This is a genomic window from Pseudomonas resinovorans NBRC 106553, from assembly GCF_000412695.1.
GTDB classification, from domain to species: domain Bacteria; phylum Pseudomonadota; class Gammaproteobacteria; order Pseudomonadales; family Pseudomonadaceae; genus Metapseudomonas; species Metapseudomonas resinovorans_A.
Window position 1 is genome coordinate 1,648,002 of sequence record NC_021499.1, and the last position, 19,376, is coordinate 1,667,377.

16 protein-coding genes are annotated in these 19,376 nt (G+C 66.6%); 11 read left to right on the forward strand and 5 right to left on the reverse strand.

What is annotated here, in order from left to right:
* Positions 1 to 259 precede the first annotated feature (259 nt).
* The 3 genes from pcsA to PCA10_RS07640 all read left to right on the forward strand — a co-directional run bounded on the left by pcsA (position 260) and on the right by PCA10_RS07640 (position 1,970).
* Positions 260 to 982, forward strand: coding sequence for a phosphatidylcholine synthase (gene pcsA, locus PCA10_RS07630; protein ID WP_016491475.1), 723 nt, complete (start codon positions 260 to 262; stop codon positions 980 to 982).
* Between the two features lie 128 nt (positions 983 to 1,110).
* Positions 1,111 to 1,551 (forward strand): carboxymuconolactone decarboxylase family protein, encoded by a 441-nt coding sequence (locus PCA10_RS07635; RefSeq protein WP_016491476.1) that lies wholly within the window; start codon positions 1,111 to 1,113, stop codon positions 1,549 to 1,551.
* 5 nt (positions 1,552 to 1,556) lie between these two features.
* Positions 1,557 to 1,970: a cupin domain-containing protein gene (locus PCA10_RS07640; protein ID WP_016491477.1), complete on the forward strand. Its 414-nt coding sequence runs from the start codon at positions 1,557 to 1,559 to the stop codon at positions 1,968 to 1,970.
* 155 nt (positions 1,971 to 2,125) lie between these two features.
* Here the strand turns inward: PCA10_RS07640 and PCA10_RS07645 are convergent, their stop codons facing one another.
* The 5 genes from PCA10_RS07645 to PCA10_RS07665 all read right to left on the reverse strand — a co-directional run bounded on the left by PCA10_RS07645 (position 2,126) and on the right by PCA10_RS07665 (position 9,051).
* A complete protein-coding gene (locus PCA10_RS07645) occupies positions 2,126 to 3,388 on the reverse strand; it encodes an OprD family porin (RefSeq protein WP_016491478.1) in 1,263 nt (420 codons plus the stop codon).
* Positions 3,389 to 3,476: 88 nt separating this feature from the next.
* Positions 3,477 to 5,249, reverse strand: a complete 1,773-nt coding sequence (locus tag PCA10_RS07650; protein ID WP_016491479.1) for an acyl-CoA dehydrogenase C-terminal domain-containing protein — start codon at positions 5,247 to 5,249, stop codon at positions 3,477 to 3,479.
* 62 nt (positions 5,250 to 5,311) lie between these two features.
* Positions 5,312 to 6,961, reverse strand: coding sequence for a cation acetate symporter (locus PCA10_RS07655; RefSeq protein ID WP_016491480.1), 1,650 nt, complete (start codon positions 6,959 to 6,961; stop codon positions 5,312 to 5,314).
* Complete coding sequence (locus tag PCA10_RS07660; RefSeq protein WP_016491481.1) at positions 6,958 to 7,287, reverse strand: DUF485 domain-containing protein; 330 nt, start codon at positions 7,285 to 7,287, stop codon at positions 6,958 to 6,960. The genes PCA10_RS07655 and PCA10_RS07660 overlap by 4 nt, the downstream gene beginning before the upstream one ends.
* Before the next feature lie 141 nt (positions 7,288 to 7,428).
* Positions 7,429 to 9,051: an acyl-CoA synthetase gene (locus PCA10_RS07665; protein ID WP_016491482.1), complete on the reverse strand. Its 1,623-nt coding sequence runs from the start codon at positions 9,049 to 9,051 to the stop codon at positions 7,429 to 7,431.
* A 200-nt stretch (positions 9,052 to 9,251) separates the two neighbouring features.
* On the opposite strand from PCA10_RS07665, the gene PCA10_RS07670 reads away from it, so the two are divergent.
* From PCA10_RS07670 to PCA10_RS07705, 8 genes are all read left to right on the forward strand, one after another.
* Positions 9,252 to 11,504 (forward strand): PAS domain-containing sensor histidine kinase, encoded by a 2,253-nt coding sequence (locus tag PCA10_RS07670; RefSeq protein ID WP_016491483.1) that lies wholly within the window; start codon positions 9,252 to 9,254, stop codon positions 11,502 to 11,504.
* A gap of 24 nt (positions 11,505 to 11,528) precedes the next feature.
* Complete coding sequence (locus tag PCA10_RS07675; RefSeq protein WP_016491484.1) at positions 11,529 to 12,164, forward strand: response regulator transcription factor; 636 nt, start codon at positions 11,529 to 11,531, stop codon at positions 12,162 to 12,164.
* Positions 12,165 to 12,724: 560 nt separating this feature from the next.
* Entirely contained in the window at positions 12,725 to 14,089 is a 1,365-nt protein-coding gene (locus tag PCA10_RS07680; protein ID WP_016491485.1) for a glutamine synthetase family protein, read from the forward strand.
* Between the two features lie 102 nt (positions 14,090 to 14,191).
* Complete coding sequence (locus PCA10_RS07685; RefSeq protein ID WP_016491486.1) at positions 14,192 to 15,505, forward strand: NAD(P)/FAD-dependent oxidoreductase; 1,314 nt, start codon at positions 14,192 to 14,194, stop codon at positions 15,503 to 15,505.
* 422 nt (positions 15,506 to 15,927) lie between these two features.
* The gene (locus tag PCA10_RS07690; RefSeq protein ID WP_081663920.1) at positions 15,928 to 16,779 is read left to right on the forward strand and encodes an ABC transporter ATP-binding protein; all 852 of its coding nucleotides are present in this window, start codon (positions 15,928 to 15,930) and stop codon (positions 16,777 to 16,779) included.
* Between the two features lie 37 nt (positions 16,780 to 16,816).
* Entirely contained in the window at positions 16,817 to 17,812 is a 996-nt protein-coding gene (locus tag PCA10_RS07695) for an ABC transporter substrate-binding protein (protein WP_016491488.1), read from the forward strand.
* 9 nt (positions 17,813 to 17,821) lie between these two features.
* Positions 17,822 to 18,598, forward strand: coding sequence for an ABC transporter permease (locus PCA10_RS07700; protein WP_016491489.1), 777 nt, complete (start codon positions 17,822 to 17,824; stop codon positions 18,596 to 18,598).
* A gap of 5 nt (positions 18,599 to 18,603) precedes the next feature.
* On the forward strand, positions 18,604 to 19,365 hold the full coding sequence (locus PCA10_RS07705) for an SDR family oxidoreductase (protein WP_016491490.1): 762 nt from the start codon (positions 18,604 to 18,606) through the stop codon (positions 19,363 to 19,365).
* Positions 19,366 to 19,376: the final 11 nt, after the last annotated feature.

Sequence of the window (19,376 nt, forward strand, 5' to 3'; positions counted from 1 at the left end):
ATGGTCTGTGGATAACCGGGCGCAAGGGTGCCGCCTTGCGGGATTGCCTGCAAGTCTGCGCCGATAGGCGCCGTTTCCCGATGACCGTGCAGGGATGGACGTTGCTGTCTGGCGTTAATCGCCTAGGCTCGAATAAGCACGGTAAAGATGCCTGAAAACGACATGGCCGACCTGATAAAAGTCTGAACGCCTCCAGGAGGCTGACGCATAATCGCGGTCTATTGATTTCTGTCCCCACTACTCAGAGCAGAGCTGCCTCGTGTCCACCAACATCACTGTCGTCAATAAAGCCAAGGCCTGGTCCGCTCACGGTGTCACCGCCACCGGCGTCGTGCTGGCCCTGATGGCCATTCTCGCGCTGTTCGACAACCAACCTCGCGACTGCCTGCTCTGGCTGGGCGCCGCCCTGCTGGTGGATGGCCTCGATGGCACCTTCGCCAGGCGCGTGCAGACCAGCACCATGCTGCCGAACTTCGACGGCTCCACCCTGGACCTGGTGATCGACTACCTCACCTACGTGTTCATTCCCGCGATCTTCATCTACCGCTACATCGACCTGCCCGAGCACACGGCGCTGGTGACGGTGAGCCTGATCCTGGTGTCGTCGCTGTTCTGCTTCTGCAACCTGAACATGAAGAGCAGCGACAACTACTTCGTCGGCTTCCCCGCCGCCTGGAATGTGGTGGCGCTGTACATCTGGATCATCGATCCGCTGCCCGTGGTCAGCCTGACGCTGATCTGCGTGCTCGCGGCCCTGACCCTGACCAAGCTGAAGTTCCTCCACCCTTTCCGGGTGCGCAAGCTGATGCCGCTGAACATAGTGGTCACCTTCGTATGGATGATCAGCAGCATGTTCCTCATCCTCCAGCACCCCTTCTACAAGTCCCTGGTGCTGGGTATCTGGTGGCTGTCCTCGGCCTACTTCGTGGGCATCTGCCTGTGGCGCAGCCTGCTGGACTGGACCCACAAGCTGAAGGCCTGATCTCTGCGGCGGACCCCAGGACTTCATCCCTGCAATTGGCCACCTGCTAATAGGGGCAATTGGCCGTAGGTCGCCAGCCCCGCCGGCAGTAGTTTGGAGGCATCCCTTCCCACCCTGAGGATGCCTCGATGACCCCACGCCTGGACTACTACGCAGCGTCGCCCGATGCGCTCAAGGCGATGCTCGCCCTGGACGCCGCGGCGAGCAAACTGCCCCTGGAAAAATCGCTGCTGGAGCTGGTGAAGCTGCGGGCTTCCCAGCTCAACGGCTGCGCCTTCTGCGTCGACCTGCATTCGGGCGATGCGCGCAAGCGCGGCGAGACCGACCGGCGCCTCCACGCCCTGGCGGTCTGGCGCGAAAGCCCCTTCTTCACGCCCCGGGAGCGCGCCGCGCTGGCCTGGACCGAAGCCCTGACCCGCCTCGCCGACACCCACGCCCCGGACGCGGACTACGCCCAGCTCGCGGCCCACTTCAGCGAGCGCGAGCAGGTAGACCTGACCCTGGCCATCAACACCATCAACTGCTGGAACCGCTTGGCCGTCGGTTTCCGCAAAGTCCCGAGCGAGTGACCACCATGCGTAATCTCAAGACGATGAGTGCCCTGGCCGCCGGCCTGGCGCTGCTTAATTTCCAGCTCGCCTACGCCCATGGCGATGGCCAGGAAGAGGTCAAGGTGCTGCAGGAACAGGCGTTGCTCAACGCTCCCGGCAAGCAGGGGCTGCTGCTCACCGTGGACTATGCGCCGGGGCAGCGCTCCGTCGCCCACAGCCACGCCGGCTCGGTGTTCGCCTATGTCGCCGAAGGAGCGGTGATCTCCCAGTTGAAGGGCGGGGAGCCCAAGCGCTACAAGGCCGGCGAAAGCTGGTACGAGCCGGCCGGCAGCGTCCACCTGGAATCGCGCAACGCCAGCGACAGCAAGCCGGCCAAGCTGGTGGTGTGGATCCTCAAGACCGACAAGCAGGCCGTGCTCGATCCCTATCCGAAGTGAGCGGGCGGGCGTTTGTCGGAGAACCCCATCAACTCGGACGCGGCCATCGATGGGTTTCGCAGGCCCTACCCATCCTACGGCTTGTCCGCCGAGTGCGTAGGATGGGTCGGGCGGCGCTCCGCGAGCGGAGCGAAACCCATCAACATGGAGTGCGCTTACCAGAGCGGCAGGCTGTAGCTGAGGATCAGCCGGTTCTCGTCGAGGTCGTTGCCGAAGTTGGTGGAGCGTACCGTGGCATTGCGCCATTTCACGCCGAGGTTCTTCAACGGCCCGCTCTGCACCACGTAGGCGATGTCGGTGTCGCGTTCCCACTCCTTGCCGTCCGCCTTGCCGGCACCCAGTTCCACACCGTCGCCGGACAGGTAGCGGGTCATGAACGTCAGGCCGGGAACCCCCAGGGCGGCGAAGTTGTAGTCGTAGCGGGCCTGCCAGCTGCGTTCCTCGCGGTTGGCGAAGTCGCTGATCTGCACGAAATTCACCAGGTAGGCATCGCTGCCGTTGACGTAGGCGAAGCCGGTGTCGCCGCTCATGCGCTGGTAGCCCAGGCCCAGGGCGTGGCCGCCGAAGCCGTAGGTGAACAGGGCGCCGAAGGCCTTGTTGTCGACGTTGCTGCCGCCTTCGTCGGTGGAGCGGGCGTAGCGCAGGTCGCTCTTCAGGCTCTGGCCGGCGGCCAGCGGCAGCAGGTGGTTCAGGGTCAGGTAGTGCTGGCGGTAGAAGTCCTCCAGGCGGCCGAAGCCGTAGCCGGTGGTCAGGCTGTCGTTCCACTTGTAGCTGGCGTTGGCGAAGTCGAAGGCGTCGCTGCCGGTGGCCTGCGCGCGGATGTTCTTCGCTCCGACGGTGGTGATGCCCATGTCCTCGTAGTCGGAGGAGTCGCGCTGGTTCACCTGGGTCAGGCGCCCGGCGTCGAAGGTCAGGCCGTCGAGTTCCAGCGAGTTGAGCTGGCCGCCCTTGAAGGTCTGCGGCAGCAGGCGCGAGTCGTTGGCCAGCAGCACCGGCAGCCTGGGCATCAGGGTGCCGAGCTTGAGGGTGCTTTTCGAGGCGCGCAGCTTGGCGGTCAGGCCGAGTTCGCCGTACTCGTCCTGGGCCCGCTTGGGTGCCTCGCGGTCGCGCTTGAGCAGGCCGGTGCCGGCGCGGTCGGGGCTCGAATCCAGCTTCACGCCGAGCAGGCCGATGGCGTCGACACCGACGCCGATGGTGCCTTCGGTGAAACCCGACTCGTAGCGCAGCAGGAAGCCCTGGGCCCATTCCTCGGCCTTGGACTGGGGCGCGCCGCTCTGGCGGAAGTCGCGGTTGAAGTAGAAGTTGCGCAGTTCCAGGGTGGCCTTGGAGTCCTGGATGAAATCCGCCGAGGCGGTGGCGGACAAGCCGAGGGAGCCGCCGGCCAGCAGCAGGCCGGTGGTGAGGGTGGTTCGGGTCATGCTGGTTCCTCTTGTTGTTGTTTTCTCGGGGTACTGCGGAATAAAAAGGCGCGGCCCAAAGGAGCGCAGGCCGCGCCACGCTCAAGGGTCAGAACTGTTCGCTGGCCAGGCCGAAGAGCGGTTCGGCGCCGGCGCGGATGGAGGCTTCGAAGGCCAGGGTGCGCGGCAGCAGGCGGCGGAAGAAGAACTCGGCGGTGGCCCGCTTGGCGCCGTAGAAGGCCTCGTCCTCGGCCTGGCGCGCCTCGGCCACGGCGACCATGCGCGCCCAGAGCCAGGCGTAGGCCACGTGGCCGAACAGCTGCAGGTATTCCACCGAGGCCGCGCCCACTTCGTTGGGGCTCCGGGTGGCCTGTTGCAGCAGCCATTCGCTGGTGCCTTCCAGGCGTTGCAGGGCTTCCAGCAGCTCGGCGGCGTAGGGCGCGGCCGGCTGGGTGGCGAAGTCACGCACCTCGGCGCAGAACAGCTTCAGCGCCGCGCCGCCGTTGGCCACCACCTTGCGCCCCAGCAGGTCGAGGGCCTGGATGCCGTTGGTGCCTTCGTAGATCTGCGCGATGCGCACGTCGCGCACCAGCTGTTCCTGGCCCCACTCGCGGATGTAGCCGTGGCCGCCGAACACCTGCTGGCCGAGCACGCAGCTGTCCAGCCCGGTGTCGGTGAAGAAGGCCTTGGCCACCGGGGTCAGCAGGGCCACCAGGGCTTCGGCGCGCTGGCGCTCGTCGGCATCGATGGCGAACTTGGCCAGGTCCAGCTGCTGGCCGACGTAGCAGGCGAAGGCGCGGCCGCCCTCGGTCATGGCCTTCATGGTTAGCAACATGCGGCGCACGTCGGGGTGGTGGATGATCGGGTCGGCGGACTTGTCCTTCGCCACCGGGCCGGAGGGTGCGCGGCTCTGGATGCGCTCGCGGGCGTAGGCCACGGCGCCCTGGTAGGAGGCGTCGGCGCAGCCGATGCCCTGGATGCCGATGGACAGGCGCTCGTAGTTCATCATGGTGAACATCGCCGCCAGGCCCTTGTTGGCTTCGCCCACCAGCCAGCCGCTGGCGCCGTCGAAGTTCATCACGCAGGTGGCCGAGGCCTTGATGCCCATCTTGTGCTCGATGGAACCGCAGCTCACCGCATTGGCCGCGCCGAGGGAACCGTCGGCCTCGACCATCCGCTTGGGCACCAGGAACAGCGAGATGCCTTTCGGGCCGGCCGGCGCGTCGGGCAGCTTGGCCAGCACCAGGTGGATGATGTTCTCGGTCAGGTCCTGCTCGCCGCCGGTGATGAAGATCTTGCTGCCGGTGATGGCATAGCTGCCGTCGGCCTGGGGTTCGGCACGGGTGCGGATGATGCCGAGGTCGGTGCCGGCGTGGGCTTCGGTCAGGCACATGGAACCCGCCCAGCGGCCTTCGTACATGGGCGCCAGGTAGATCTGCTTGAGGTCGGCGCTGGCGTGGGCGTCGATGGCCAGGCAGGCGCCGGAAGAGAGCGCGGAATACAGGGCGAAGCTGGAGTTGGCGGCGTAGAGCATTTCCTCGAACTGCACCGCGAGCATCTTCGGCATGCCCAGGCCGCCGAATTCCGGGTTGCCGGAGAGACCCACCCAGCCGCCTTCGATATAGGTGGCGTAGGCCTCCCTGAAGCCCGCCGGGGTGGTCACCACGCCCTCGCGCCACTGCGCGCCCTCTTCGTCGCCGCTGCGGTTGAGCGGGGCGATCAGTTGCCCGGTGACCTTGGCCGCTTCTTCCAGGATGGCGTCGGCGGTGTCGGCATCTACCCGTTCGGCCAGCGCGGGCAGGCGCGCCCAGAGGGACGGGGCGTCGAAGACCTCGTGCAGGACGAAACGCAGGTCGCGCAGCGGGGCGTTGTAATCGGGCATGGCGTGGAACCTCTGTTACTGCGATTGCGGGAAGGCACGGCGCACGCGCCGTGCCGGATGGATCAATGGCTGCTGGCGGCCGCCGCGCCGAGGCCGGTCTGGGCGCGCACGAACTGGTCGGCGTAGGCGGCGCGCTCGCGGCTGGCACGGGCGCTGCGGTCGAGGCTGGAGACCAGCACGATCACGGCGAAGGCCAGCGGCATGGAGAACAGCGCCGGGTGGTCGTAAGGGAAGATCGCCTTGGCGTGGCCGAGCACCGTTACCCACACCGCCGGTGAAAGGATCACCAGCACCAGGGCGGACACCAGGCCGACCAGGCCGCCGCACAGCGCGCCACGGGTGGTCAGGCCCTTCCAGTACATGGCCATGATCAGCACCGGGAAGTTGGCCGAGGCGGCCACGCCGAAGGTCAGGCCCACCAGGAAGGCGATGTTCATCTGCTCGAACAACAGCCCCAGGCCGATGGCCACCAGGCCCAGGCAGACGGTGGCGATGCGGCTCACGCGCATCTCCTGCTTCTCGCTGGCGCGGCCCTTCTTCAGCACGGTGGCGTAGAGGTCGTGGGAGATGGCCGAGGCGCCGGCCAGGGCCAGGCCGGCCACCACGGCGAGGATGGTGGCGAAGGCCACGGCGGAGAGGAAGCCGAGGAACAGGTTGCCACCCACGGCCTGGGCCAGGTGCATGGCCACCATGTTGCCGCCGCCCACTAGGGCGCCGCCCAGCTTGCCGTCGACGAAGTATTTCGGGTCGGTGCCGACGATGACGATGGCGGTGTAGCCGAGCACGCAGACCACCAGGAAGAAGAAGCCGATGAAGCCGGTGGCGAAGAGCACCGAGCGGCGGGCTTCCTTGGCGTTGGGCACGGTGAAGAAGCGCATCAGGATATGCGGCAGTCCGGCGATGCCGAACACCAGGCCGAGGGACAGCGACACGGCGTTGATCGGATCGGCCAGCATCGAGCCGGGGCCCATGATGCCGTTGCCGATGGCATGAGCTTGCACCGCGCGGCCGGCGAGGTTTTCCAGGCTGAAGCCGAACTCGCTCATGGCCATCAGTACCAGGGTGGTGCCGCCGGCCAGCAGCAGCACGGCCTTGACGATCTGCACCCAGGTGGTGGCGATCATCCCGCCGAAGATCACGTAGACCAGCATCAGCACGCCCACCACCACCACCGCCATCTGGTAGTCGAGGCCGAACAGCAGCTTGATCAACTGGCCGGCGCCGACCATCTGCACGATCAGGTAGCAGCAGACCACGGTCAGCGAGCCGAGGGCGGCGAAGCTGCGTACGCGGGTCTGGTCCAGGCGGTAGGAAACGATGTCGGCGAAGGTGTACTTGCCGAGGTTGCGCAGGCGCTCGGCCATGAGGAAGGTGATGACCGGCCAGCCGACGAAGAAGCCGATGATGTAGACGAAGCCGTCGTAGCCCTTGGTGAACACCAGGCTGGTGAGGCCCAGCAGGGTGGCCGCGGACATGTAGTCACCGGCGATCGCCAGGCCGTTCTGGAAGCCCGAGATGCCGCCGCCAGCGGTGTAGAAGTCGGCGGTGGAGCGGGTGCGCCGGGCGGCCCACCAGGTGATCGCCAGGGTGGCGAGGACGAAGACGAAGAACATGCCGATGGCATGCAGGTTGAGGGGCTGCTTCTGTGCCGTGATGGTGTCGGCGAAGCTGCTCAGCGGTGCCAGGGCGAGGAGGGCGAGGAGGGCTTTCATGCCTGGGCCTCCTGGAGGATTTCTGCGCTGAGGCTGTCGAAACGGGTGTTGGCGCTACGCACGTACCAGGCGGTCAGCAGCCAGGAAAGGACGATGATGGCCGCGCCCAGGGGGATGCCACGGCTGAGGTGGCTGCCCTCGTACAGCGGCAGGTGCAGCCAGCCCGGCACGAAGGCCACCAGCATGATGAACAGGTAGTAGACCCCCAGCACCACGGCGCTGAGGGACCAGGCGAGCACCGCGCGCTGGCGTGCCAGGCGCTGGAACTTGGGGTTGGACCGGATGCGGTCGCAGCTTTGCGAGTGAGGTGTTTGCTGAGTACTCATGACGGGCTCCGCTTGTTGTTGTTGTCGATGCCTGTAGCCGGCCGCCGCCGCCTTTTCGGGCATGCGACGGCCCCTGGCGGCAACCGCTGGCTGCCGCCCTGTTCCTGGAACTCTGTTGGGTCCGGCCGATGCCGGCGCGGGTTAGAGGTTCTTCGCCATGTCCCGCAGGACGTACTTCTGGATCTTGCCGGTGGAGGTCTTCGGCAACTGGGTGAAGATCACCGTCCTCGGCACCTTGAAGCCGGCCAGGTGCTCGCGGCAGAAGGCGATGATGTCCGCCTCGCGGGTGTCCTGCTGGTCGGCCTTGAGGGTGATGAAGGCGCAGGGCGTTTCACCCCATTTCTCGTCGGGGCGCGCCACCACGGCCGCTTCCAGCACCGCCGGGTGGCGGTAGAGCACACCTTCCAGCTCGATGGTGGAGATGTTCTCGCCGCCGGAAATGATGATGTCCTTCAGCCGGTCGCGGATTTCCACGTAGCCGTCCGGGTGCCAGACCGCCAGGTCGCCGGTATGGAACCAGCCGCCCTCGAAGGCCTCGCTGGTGGCGCTGGGGTTCTTCAGGTAGCCCTTCATCACGGTGTTGCCGCGCATGAAGATCTCGCCGATGGTCTGGCCGTCCATGGGCGCCGGTTCGAGGGTTTTCGGGTCGGCCACCATCACCCCTTCCAGGGTGGGGTAGCGCACGCCCTGGCGGGACTTGATGCGGGCGCGCTCTTCCAGCGGCAACTCATCCCATTCCTCGTGCCAGGCGCAGACGGTCACCGGCCCATAGACCTCGGTGAGGCCGTAGACGTGGGTCACGCGGATGCCCATCTCCTCCACCGCGCCTATCACCTTGGCCGGCGGCGCGGCGCCGGCCACCATGGCGTTCACCGGGTGGTCGATCGCGGCCTTGGCCGATTCGGGCATGTTCACCAGGGCGTTGAGCACGATGGGCGCGCCGCACAGGTGGCTTACCTGATGCTCGCGGATCAGGTTGAGGATCTTCTGCGGGTCCACCCGGCGCAGGAACACGTGCACTCCGGCCAGGGCGGTGACGGTCCAGGGGTAGCACCAGCCGTTGCAATGGAACATCGGCAGGGTCCAGAGATAGACCGGGTGGTTGCCCATGTTCCAGGTCATCTGGTTGCCCAGGGCGTTCAGGTAGGCGCCACGGTGGTGGTAGACCACGCCCTTGGGGTTGCCGGTGGTGCCGGAGGTGTAGTTCAGGGAGATGGCCTGCCACTCGTCCGCCGGCCATTGCCAGGCGTAGGCCGGGTTGCCCTCGGCCAGCAGCGCCTCGTAGTCCAGTTCGCTCACCGCCTGGCCTTCGCCGTACTCCGGGTCGTCGACGTCGATCACCAGCGGCGGGTGGTCGAGCATGCCGATGGCGGCGTGGATCACTTCATGGAATTCGCGGTCGGTGATCAGCACCTTGGCTTCGCCGTGCTGCAGCATGAACGCGATGGCCTCGGCATCCAGGCGCACGTTCAGGGTGTTGAGCACGGCGCCGATCATCGGCACGCCAAAGTGCGCCTCCAGCATCTGCGGGATGTTCGGCAGCATCACCGCCACCGTGTCGCCCTTGCCGATTCCACGGCCGGCCAGGGCCGAGGCCAGGCGCCGGCAGCGCGCGTAGGTCTGTGCCCAGTTGCGACGGATGGAACCGTGGATCACGGCCGGGTAATGGGGATAAACGGCGGCGGTGCGCTCGATGAAGCTGAGGGGGGAGAGGGCGATGTGGTTGACGGCGGCAGGGGCGAGGCCCTGATCGTAGATCGACATGCTGGATACCCGGCGGCTGATTATTAGCTCTTCTGCACCGGCTCATCTGGAAGAGGCCGGTAGCTCTCTAGGGTGATTTATATACCAACTTCGCAATGATATGGAAGTACATCTAGAGTCTTATAGTAATAGTACTATATTGTTTCTGTTCCTCCTGAAGGCCGGTATATCCTTGCCCACCCCCAGCCGCTGGACTCGCCATGACCCAGACTCCAGTTCGACTTCACACCTGGCTGCGCCTGCAGCGCGAAGGCGTACCCCTGGCGGCCCGCGCCGACGCCCTGTGCCGGGCGCTGCGCGGCTGTCCCGAAGTGCGCCAGGCCTTTTACCTGAGCTGGCAGCCCGGCGCGCGCATCTACAGCCATGAGGGTAGCGGCCAGCAATTGCCCCCGGGCCAGGGCGATCCGCTGCAGGCCAGCGATGAAGTATTGGTGGCGCGCCTGGCAGAGCAGGGCCGGCTGTCGCTGCAGCAGCTGCGCCAACTCGATTGCTGGCTGGCCGGGCGCCTGCGCCGGGCCGCCATCAGCCATGGCCAGGCCTTCGACCTGGCGCTGGAAGCCGGCCAGCGTGGATTGCTGCTGGTGGACGTGCACGAAGGCGTGGCGCTGGACTGGCTGGGGTGGCTGCATGAGCTGCTGACCACCTTGCTGGGCAGCGTCAACGGCCTGCTGCGGGCTTCGCCATTGCTCGGCCACGACCCGCAACCGAGCCTGCTGGTGGACGCCAGCGCCTCGCCGCTGGAGCTGAACGCCGCGCTGCTGGCATTGCTCGGGGAACTGCCCTTGGTCGAGGTGCTGCGCTTCCTGCCGGTGAACCATGCCTCCCTGGTGCGCGCCTGCCTGGCCCAGGAGCGTGCCATCGAAGGGGTGGAAGCCCAGTGCGGCGAGCGCATTCTGATCTGGACCTACATCCCCGATCCACAGGAACGCCGGGTCCTGCTGCGCTGCCGCGAGGCCACCGCGCAGATCCTCACCGAGCGCGAGGCGGCGCGGGCGCGCCGGCTCTACCGTCTGATCACCGAGAACACCACCGACCTGATCTCCCGGCACACCCCCGACGGCCGTTTCCTCGATGCCTCGCCGGCCTCCTGGACGCTGCTCGGCTACTGGCCGGAGGAACTGCGCGAACAGCTCGCCCAGTGCCTGTTCCACCCCCAGGAGATCGCCCAGCTGGTGCAGCGCGCCCGCGACGCCCTGGAGCAGGACGGCTACCACACCATGACCTACCGCATCCGCCATCGTGCCGGGCATTACCTGTGGTTCGAGACCGCCAGCCGCGCCATCCGCGAGACCTACACGGGCGCCGTGGTGGAGGTGGTCAGCGTGTCCCGCGACATCACCGCGCGGGTGCAGGCCGAGGAGAATCGCCGGCGCCTGGCCGAGGTGGTGGAGGCCAATACCGACCCGGTGCTGTTCGTCGATCCCGCCGGCCATATCACCTACCTCAACCCGGCGGCCCGCCGCGCCCTCGGCCTGGAGGCCCGGCAGGCGATGCCGGCGCTGGCCGAGGTGCTGCCGGCCGACGACCTGGCGCGGCTGCAGCGCGAGGGCTGGAGCAGCGCCGAGCGCAAGGGCGTGTGGGGCCTCGATTCGCGCTTGCTGCCGCCCGCCGGTGGCGCCTCGGTGCCGGTGTCCATGGTGCTGCTGGCCCACAGCACGGCGGGCGGCGAGCGCTTCTACTCGCTGGTGGCCCACGACATGACCGAACGCGAGCTGCGTGAAGCCCAGCAGCGCCGCCACCAGGACGAACTGGCGCACACCGCGCGACTGGTTACCCTGGGCGAACTGGCCTCGGGCATCGCCCACGAGATCAACCAGCCGCTGGCCGCGGTGGTCAACTACGCCAGCGCCAGCCAGCGCTATCTGCAGTCCCTGGGCAGCAATCCGGAGGCGGCGGGACGGGTGGCCCAGGGCCTGGAACGCATCACCGAACACGCCAACCACGCCTCGGAAGTGATCAAGCGGCTGCGCGCATTCCTGCGCAAGGGCCAACGCCGGATGCAGGCGCTCGACGTGGCCGAGGTGGCGCGCGAGGCGGTGCGCCTGTGCGCCTGGGAAGCCAGCGCCTGCCAGGTGGCGATCGAGGAGCAATTGCCGGACAATCTGCCGCCGGTCTACGCCGACCGGGTGCTGCTGGAGCAGGTGCTGCTGAACCTGCTGCGCAACGCCATTGACGCCAACCGCGAGGCCCAGCCCGGCCGGGCGTCGGTGATCCGCCTGGCGGCACGGACGGAAGGCGGCCACCTGGCCATCGAGGTCCGCGACCAGGGGCCGGGGCTCGGCGAAGCGGAACTGGCTCGCATCTTCACCCCCTTCTACACCAGCAAGCCGGACGGCCTGGGCCTGGGGCTGTCGATGAGCCGCAGCATCATCGAGGGATTCGGCGGCGCGCTGGACGGGATGCCCAACGGGGAGGGCGGCCTGCTCATGCGCTGCCGCCTGCCACTGCAATAACAAGAACGTAAAAGGAGCGATTTGATGTCCAACGGTGGCGAACAGGTGGTCTACGTGGTGGACGACGACCAGGGCATGCTGGATTCCACGGTCTGGCTACTGGAGTCGGTGGGCCTCAAGGCGCTGCCCTTCACCAGCGGCCGCGCCTTCCTCGACGCCTGCGACGCCAGCCTCGCCGCCTGCGTACTGCTGGATGTGCGCATGCCTGGCATGGGCGGCCTCAACGTGCAGGAAGAAATGCGCAGCCGCGGCCTCGACCTGCCGATTATCTTCGTCAGCGGCCACGCCGATGTGCCCATCGTGGTGCGGGCCTTCAAGGCCGGCGCCCGAGACTTCATCGAAAAGCCGTACAACGAGCAGCTGCTGCTGGACAGCGTGCAGCAGGCGCTGTCCAGCTTCGACGAAAGGCGCAGCACCGCGGGCGGCCAGGGCCAGCTGCAGGAGCGCCTCGACAGCCTGACGCCGCGCGAGCGCGACGTGCTGCTGCCGCTGGTGCAGGGCTACACCAACCGCGAGATCGCCGAGCAGCTGGATATCAGCGTGAAGACCATCGACCTCTATCGTGCCCGGGTGATGAAGCGCATGCAGGCCGAGAGCCTGCCGGACCTGGTGGGCATGGCCATCGCCGCCGGCCTGGTGGACCCGCTGAAGCTGCGTTGAGCCCGGTGCACACCGTGGGATTGGCGGGTGTCGGGATTTTCGTAGCCCGGATGGAATCCGGGCTACTCCGGTAGGGTGCGCCGTGCGCACCGGGAAGGATGGTCGGTGCGCGTGGCGCGCTCAGGAGTGGCGAAGCAAGACTAATGTTTAGCCATCGCTTAACCAAAGATAGAAAAACCTGCATTTTATTCACCGATGACGCCGTGCGAGCCTGCTGGGCATTCCAATAACACGGCTTTACCTCATGGGTTGTCCCACTCCGCACCAATCGCTGCTGGCCAGCTTGCCCCTCGGGCAACTGCGCGCCGCTCGTCGTGCTCCCGGAGTCGCACCCCAGGCCCAGCTCTTCCGCAAACGGGCCACCCACCTCCTGATCTCCCTGCCGCTCGAACTCGCCTTCTGGGCACTCTGGCATTGCCGTCACGCTCGTCCACCGGACAGCGCCCGCGCCTGACGCCCGGCCGCCAGCGTTGCGGCCAACCTCACCCAGAACGAAGTACCAGCCCCGCCTGAATGGCGAGGGCCAGTTTGCGTGCCCACGGGCACTAATAGAGAGCGCCATGACCTTTGCCAGCGTGCAGGAAGCCCGGGATTTCCTTGAACAGAACCCGGACATCGATGCCTTCGAACTCTTCATTCTCGACGCCAACGGCGTACCGCGCGGCAAGTTGCTGCACCGCGACGAACTGCTGGCGGTGTACGAAACCGGCCGTCCGCTGCCCAGCACCATCCTTGGCCTGACCATGCACGGCGAGGATGTGGAGAACTCCGGACTGGTCTGGGAAGTGGGCGATATCGATTGCCGCGCCTATCCCCTGGCCGGCAGTCTGGTGCGCATGCCCTGGCGCAGAATGCCCACCGCCGCGGTGCAAGTCAGCATGCACCCGCAGGAGGGCATGCCCGCCGCCATCGCCGATCCGCGCCATGTCCTGGTCCAGGTGATCGAGGGCCTGAAGGCCGATGGTTACCACCCGGTGATGGCCTGCGAGCTGGAGTTCTACCTGCTGGACCAGAAGCGCGATGCCGCTGGCCGTCCGCAGCCGGCGCTGGATGCCGACGGGCAGCGCCCACGCTCTACCCAGGTGTACGGCCTGCGGGAGCTGGAGCAGATCGAACCGTTCCTTGCCGACCTCTACGCCGCCTGCAAGGCACAGGGCATTCCCGCGCGCACCGCCATTTCCGAGTACGCCCCGGGCCAGGTGGAAATCACCCTGGAGCACGGCGATGCCCTGGAGGCCATGGACCAGGCCGTGCGCTACAAACGCCTGGTCAAGGGCGTGGCCCATGCCCACGGCATGCAGGCCTGCTTCATGGCCAAGCCCTTCGCCGAGATCGCCGGCACCGGCATGCACATGCATGTGAGCCTGGCCGATGCCGAAGGCCGCAATCTCTTCGCCAGCGAAGATCCGGCCGGCACGCCGCTGCTGCGCCAGTCCGTGGGCGGCATGCTCAAGAGCCTGCTGGATTCGCTGCTGCTGTTCTGCCCCAACGCCAACTCCTACCGCCGTTTCCAGGCCAACAGCTACGCGCCGCTGGCGCCGACCTGGGGTGTGGATAACCGCACCGTGAGCCTGCGCGTACCGGGTGGCCCGGCGAACAGCCGGCATATCGAGCACCGCATCTGCGGCGCCGACGCCAACCCCTACCTGGCCGCCGCCGCCATCCTCGCCGGTATCCATCGCGGCATCCGCGAGAACCTCGATCCGGGCGATCCCATCGAAGGCAACGGCTACGCCCAGGCCAAGGAGCTGCTGCCCACCGACTGGCTCACCTCCCTGCGCGCCCTGGAACAGTCCAGCTGGGCACGGGACGCCCTGGGCACCGCCTTCCTCGGCGTCTACCTGGCGGTCAAGCGTGCCGAATACCGCCAGTTCATGGCCGAGGTCGGCGAGCAGGACTGGAGCTGGTACCTGACCCAGGCCTGAGGCCGAAACACGTATTTTCCAGGGGACCTGTAGGGGCGAATTCATTCGCGAAGGCAGGCCGCAGGCCTGCCCCGGGACCCGAGCATCACAAAGGAATCCACCATGACCGCTGCATTCAAACACCCGCTGCCCGCCGCCGAGCGCGCACCGTCCTACTACTCCGCGAGCCTCAACGAGGAAACCGCCTATCCCACCCTCGAAGGTGAGGTGAATGTCGACGTCGCCATCATCGGTGGCGGCTTCACCGGCGTCGCCACGGCGGTGGAGATGGCCGAGCGCGGCTACAAGGTGGCGCTGGTGGAAACCCACAAGATCGGTTGGGGCGCCACGGGCCGCAACGGCGGCCAGGTCACCGGCAGCCTCTCGGGTGACGCCGCCATGCGCAAGCAGATGAGCCGCTTCCTGGGCAAGGAAGTGGACGACTTCATCTGGTACCTGCGCTGGCGCGGCCACGAGATCATCAAGAACCGCGTGGCCAAGTACGGCATCCAGTGCGACCTCAAGCACGGCCACCTGCACGCGGCGATGAAGAGCTCGCACATGGACGAGCTCAAAGCCTCCTATGAAGAGGCGGTGCGCCGGGGCATGGGCGATGACGTGACCCTGCTGGACGCCGCCGGGGTGCGTGAGCACCTGGGCTCCGACCTCTATGTCGGCGCCATCAAGAACACCCGCAACATGCACCTGCACCCGCTCAACCTGTGCATTGGCGAGGCCAAGGCCGCCGCCAGCCTGGGTGCGCTGATCTTCGAGCACTCCGAAGTGCAGGACATCATCCACGGCGATCGCCCGGCGGTGGTCACCAGCCGTGGCCGGATCAACGCCCAGCAGGTGCTGCTGGCCGGCGACGTCTACCACAAGCTGGAGCGCAAGAAGCTCAAGGGCATGATCTTCCCGGCCATGGGCGGCATCGTCACCACCGAGCCCCTGGGCGACCTGGCCAAGCAGCTCAACCCCCAGGACCTGGCGGTCTACGACTGCCGCTTCGTGCTGGATTACTACCGCATGACCGGCGACGGCCGCCTGCTCTTCGGCGGCGGCGCCAACTACTCGGGGCGCGATTCCCGTGACATCGAGGCGGAGCTGCGGCCCTGCATCGAGCGCACCTTCCCGCAGCTCAAGGGCGTGGGGATCGACTTCAAGTGGAGCTGCGCCATGGGCATCGTGATCAACCGCATCCCGCAGCTGGGCAAGCTGTCGAACAACGTCTGGTACTGCCAGGGCTACTCCGGCCATGGCGTGGCCACCACCCACATCATGGGCGAGGTCATGGCCAACGCCATGAGCGGCAGCCTGGAGAAGTTCGACGCCTTCGCCCGCTGCCAGCACATCCGCGTGCCCCTGAGCGAGCGCCTGGGCAACCACATGCTGGCGATGGGCATGTGGTACTACCAGATGCTGGAAAAGCTCCGCTGATCGATTTTGTTGTGCGTCCTTATATAGCCGGCCTCGTGCCGGCTTCTTTTTGTCCGCTGCTTGCGCAGTCGCGATGCAGGCCAGTCCTTCAATCCGCTCAATTTGTTTCACACATAAAACCGCGTTTTATGTGTAGAACAGCAACGGCTGTTACCAAACGGATCAGCTCATGCGCTCGCGTTGTGCAGTGACAACTCAATTGCCCGAAAGCAAGGCAAGCGGCCGCTCGGCTCTCTAGTTGACGTTTGTCGGGAATTTTCTCAAGACCTACTCTAAAAACAATATAACTAATTGATTTAAAAGGTTTAATACTCGAAACAAGGGGGCTCTCAACTGTGCCTTGTTCTTGGCATGGCTCATGCACGTTTTATAAATAAAACAATGTTTCATATATGAAACGACTTGCGTGAGGTCAGAAACAGATGAGAGCCACCTCGTTGAATACCTACACCGACGAACCGCCGCAGGGCGCGTACCGCGCCGGGGAATCCCGCGTCGAGATCGAATTCCGCGGTGTCACCAAGCGTTTTCCGGTCAAGGGCAAGAGCGAGCCCACCACCGCGGTACAGGGCCTGGACCTTACCATCCGCTGTGGCGAGATCGTGTCCATCATCGGTCCGTCGGGCTGCGGCAAGAGCACCCTGCTGAACATGGGCTCGGGCCTCTACGCCCCGTCCGAGGGGGAGGTCCATGTCGGTGGCGAGCGTGTTACCGGCCCGGTGCGCAAGGTCTCCTTCATGCTGCAGAAGGACCTGCTCATGCCCTGGCGCAGCATCCGCAGCAACATCGAACTGGGCCTGGAGATCGAGGGCCGGCCGGCCGCCGAGCGCTGCAGCATCGCCGAGCGGATGCTGAAGAAGTGCCACCTCGACGGCTTCGGCGACCACTATCCGTTCCAGCTTTCCGGCGGCATGCGCCAGCGCGCCGCCCTGGCCCGCACCCTGGCCACCGACCCGCAAGTGCTGTTCCTCGACGAACCGTTCTCGGCCCTCGACGCGCAGACCAAGATGATCCTCCAGCAGGACCTGGCGCAGATGCTCTTCGAGCAGAAGAAGACCGCGCTGTTCATCACCCATGACCTGATCGAAGCCATCGCCATGTCCGACCGCATCCTGGTGATGAGCGCTCGCCCCGGCACCATCATCGAGGAGATCACGGTGGACCTGCCGCTGCGCAACAACCCCCTCGAACGCCGCAAGCTCCAGGCAATCGGCCCGCTGGCCGGGCGCCTGATGACCTTGTTGAAAGTCGGTGAAGGCACCGACCTGCATTGACCGACCCCCGACCCGAATTCCCTAGCAGGAGCCGCAGATGCTCAAGTCCCTGATCAACGCCTCGCTGTTCTCGGTCGCCCTGACCGCCGGACTTTCCGCCCAGGCCGCACCCAAGGAAATCACCTACCTGTTGCCGGCGCCGCCGAACTCGCCGGCCTTCGCCCCCTGGATCATCGCCCAGCACAAGGGCTACTACGCCGACCAGAACCTCAAGGTCACCTTCATCGCCGGCAAGGGCGGTGTGGACGTGGCCAAGCAGATCGGCGCCGGCAACGCCCTGGTGGGCGGCGCCATCGGCGACACCCCGATCATCGTCCGCGCCAACGGCGTGCCGGTGAAGGCCGTGGCCGTGCTCGGCGCCAGCGGTGTGACCATGCTCGCCGCCGATGCCAACGCCGGGGTCGGCTCGGTGAAGGACCTCAAGGGCAAGACCATGACCGTGATGTCCTACTCGGACACCACCTACTACGCACTGCTGGCGTCCCTGCGCAAGGCGGGCCTGAGCAAGTCCGACGTCGACGTGCAGGCCGCTGGCCCGTCCGGTGTCTGGCAGCTGTTCTCTGCCGGCAAGTCCCAGGCCATGGCCGGCGTGCCGGACTGGGTGGTGAACGCCGAGGAGTCCGGGCGCGCCGTCAAGCTGCTGCCCCAGAGCGAGATATTCGAGAGCATGGCCCAGGCCATCCTCGCCTCGGACGAGGCCATCGAGAAACAGCCCGAGGTGGTCAGTGGGGTGGTCAAGGCGACCCTCATGGGCATGCGCGACATCATCGACGACCCCAAGCAGGCCGCCGCCACCTTCGCCGACGCGGTGCCCAGCTACAAGGGCAAGGAGGCCAGCCTGGAGAAGGTCCTGCGCCTCTACGTCGAACACGTCTACGCCAACCAGCAGCCCCTGGGCCGCATCGATTCGCAGCGCCTGGACAACGTCCGCAAGTTCTATGTCAGCGAAGGCATCGTCAGCCGCGAGACCCCGCTGGATGAGCTCTACACCAACCGTTTCGTCGAAACCGACGACGTGGCCGCCAAGCAATAAGGTGCCCAGATGAAAGCCCTGAACAAACCCACGCTCGGCAGTGCCGTACTGCTGCTCCTGTTCCTCGCCGCCTGGCAATGGGGCCCCGGCCTGCTCGGCATGCCCGAGTTCGTCCTGCCGAAACTGAGCCGGGTGCTGGAGGAGGGCGTCGCCATGTGGCGCAACTCCGGCCTGCTGGAGCACACCGCGATCACCACCCTGGAGATCATCGCCGGCTTCGCCCTCGGCGCCCTGCTGGGGGTGGCCATCGGTGTCGCCCTCGGCCTGTCGCCCACCACCGAGGCCGTGCTGTCGCCCTACATCCTGGCGTTGCAGATCGCGCCCAAGGTGGCCTTCGCGCCGCTCTTCGTGATGTGGCTGGGCTACACGGTGTACCCGAAGATCCTCATCGCCGTGCTCATCGTGTTCTTCCCGGTGATGATCAACGTGCTCTCGGCCATCCGCACCGTCGACCCGGACATGATCAACCTGGTGCGCGCCATGAGCGCCAGCCGCTGGCAGATCTTCCGCCTGGTGGAGTTCCCCTCGGCCATGGCCGCGCTGTTCTCCGGCCTGCGCATCGCCTCCACCCTGGCGGTGATTGGCGTCACCGTCGGCGAGCTGGTCGGTGGCAACAAGGGCCTGGGCTTCCTGCTGGTGGACTCCGAAGGGCAGGGCAACACCGCCGGCGTCTTCGTCGCCATCGTCATGCTCACCCTGATCGGCGTGCTGGCCTACAGCGCGGTGGTCTGGGCCGAGAAGCGGGTCCTGCACTACCTGCCCAAAGCCAACCTGAGCACGGTGTGAACGCCATGAACCCGACCTCTCTCCTGCAAGGCCGCCGCGTGCTCATCACCGGTGGCGCCCGCGGCCTGGGCCATGCCTTCGCCGAAGCGGCGGCCCGCGCCGGCGCCCGGGTAGTGATCGCCGACATCCTGGTCGAGCGCGTGCAGCAGTCCGCCGCCGAACTCGCCGCCCAGGGCCTGGACGTCAGTGGCCTGCCGCTGGACCTGGCCGACCCGGTCTCCATCGAGCGTTGCGTGGCCACCGCCGTCGAACGCCTCGGCGGCCTCGATGGCCTGGTGAACAACGCCTCCATCACCAACTCCGGCGGCAAGAGCTGCGAGGAGCTGGAGATCGAGATGTTCGACCGCGTGCTGCAGGTCAACGTGCGCGGCACCTGGCTGATGACCCGCGCCTGCCTACCGGCGCTGCGCCAGTCCGGCCGCGGCGCGGTGGTCAACCTGGCCTCCGATACCCCGCTCTGGGGCGCGCCCAACCTGCTGGCCTACACCGCCAGCAAGGGCGCGGTGATCGCCATGACCCGCAGCCTGGCCCGCGAACTGGGTAGCGACGGCATCACCGTGAACGCCATCGCCCCGGGCCTGGTCGAGGTCGAGGCCACCCAGTACGTGCCCGCCGCCCGCCACCAGCTGTACCGCGAGCAGCGCGCGCTGCAGCGCGGCCAGGTGGCGGATGACGTCAGCGGTGCCGTGCTCTTCGCCCTTTCCGATCTTTCCCGCTTCATCACTGGACAAACCCTGCCGGTCAACGGCGGGTTCGTCATGCCCTGATAGGAGGCTCC

Bases quoted from the DNA above. Each gene is read 5' to 3' on its own strand.
- PCA10_RS07660 (WP_016491481.1), bottom strand. From the start codon at position 7,287: ATGAGTACTCAGCAAACACCTCACTCGCAAAGCTGCGACCGCATCCGG.
- PCA10_RS07695 (WP_016491488.1), top strand. From the start codon at position 16,817: ATGCTCAAGTCCCTGATCAACGCCTCGCTGTTCTCGGTCGCCCTGACC.
- PCA10_RS07700 (WP_016491489.1), top strand. From the start codon at position 17,822: ATGAAAGCCCTGAACAAACCCACGCTCGGCAGTGCCGTACTGCTGCTC.
- PCA10_RS07670 (WP_016491483.1), top strand. From the start codon at position 9,252: ATGACCCAGACTCCAGTTCGACTTCACACCTGGCTGCGCCTGCAGCGC.
- PCA10_RS07705 (WP_016491490.1), top strand. From the start codon at position 18,604: ATGAACCCGACCTCTCTCCTGCAAGGCCGCCGCGTGCTCATCACCGGT.
- PCA10_RS07685 (WP_016491486.1), top strand. From the start codon at position 14,192: ATGACCGCTGCATTCAAACACCCGCTGCCCGCCGCCGAGCGCGCACCG.
- PCA10_RS07665 (WP_016491482.1), bottom strand. From the start codon at position 9,051: ATGTCGATCTACGATCAGGGCCTCGCCCCTGCCGCCGTCAACCACATC.
- PCA10_RS07650 (WP_016491479.1), bottom strand. From the start codon at position 5,249: ATGCCCGATTACAACGCCCCGCTGCGCGACCTGCGTTTCGTCCTGCAC.
- PCA10_RS07675 (WP_016491484.1), top strand. From the start codon at position 11,529: ATGTCCAACGGTGGCGAACAGGTGGTCTACGTGGTGGACGACGACCAG.
- PCA10_RS07655 (WP_016491480.1), bottom strand. From the start codon at position 6,961: ATGAAAGCCCTCCTCGCCCTCCTCGCCCTGGCACCGCTGAGCAGCTTC.
- PCA10_RS07635 (WP_016491476.1), top strand. From the start codon at position 1,111: ATGACCCCACGCCTGGACTACTACGCAGCGTCGCCCGATGCGCTCAAG.
- PCA10_RS07690 (WP_081663920.1), top strand. From the start codon at position 15,928: ATGAGAGCCACCTCGTTGAATACCTACACCGACGAACCGCCGCAGGGC.
- PCA10_RS07640 (WP_016491477.1), top strand. From the start codon at position 1,557: ATGCGTAATCTCAAGACGATGAGTGCCCTGGCCGCCGGCCTGGCGCTG.
- PCA10_RS07645 (WP_016491478.1), bottom strand. From the start codon at position 3,388: ATGACCCGAACCACCCTCACCACCGGCCTGCTGCTGGCCGGCGGCTCC.
- PCA10_RS07680 (WP_016491485.1), top strand. From the start codon at position 12,725: ATGACCTTTGCCAGCGTGCAGGAAGCCCGGGATTTCCTTGAACAGAAC.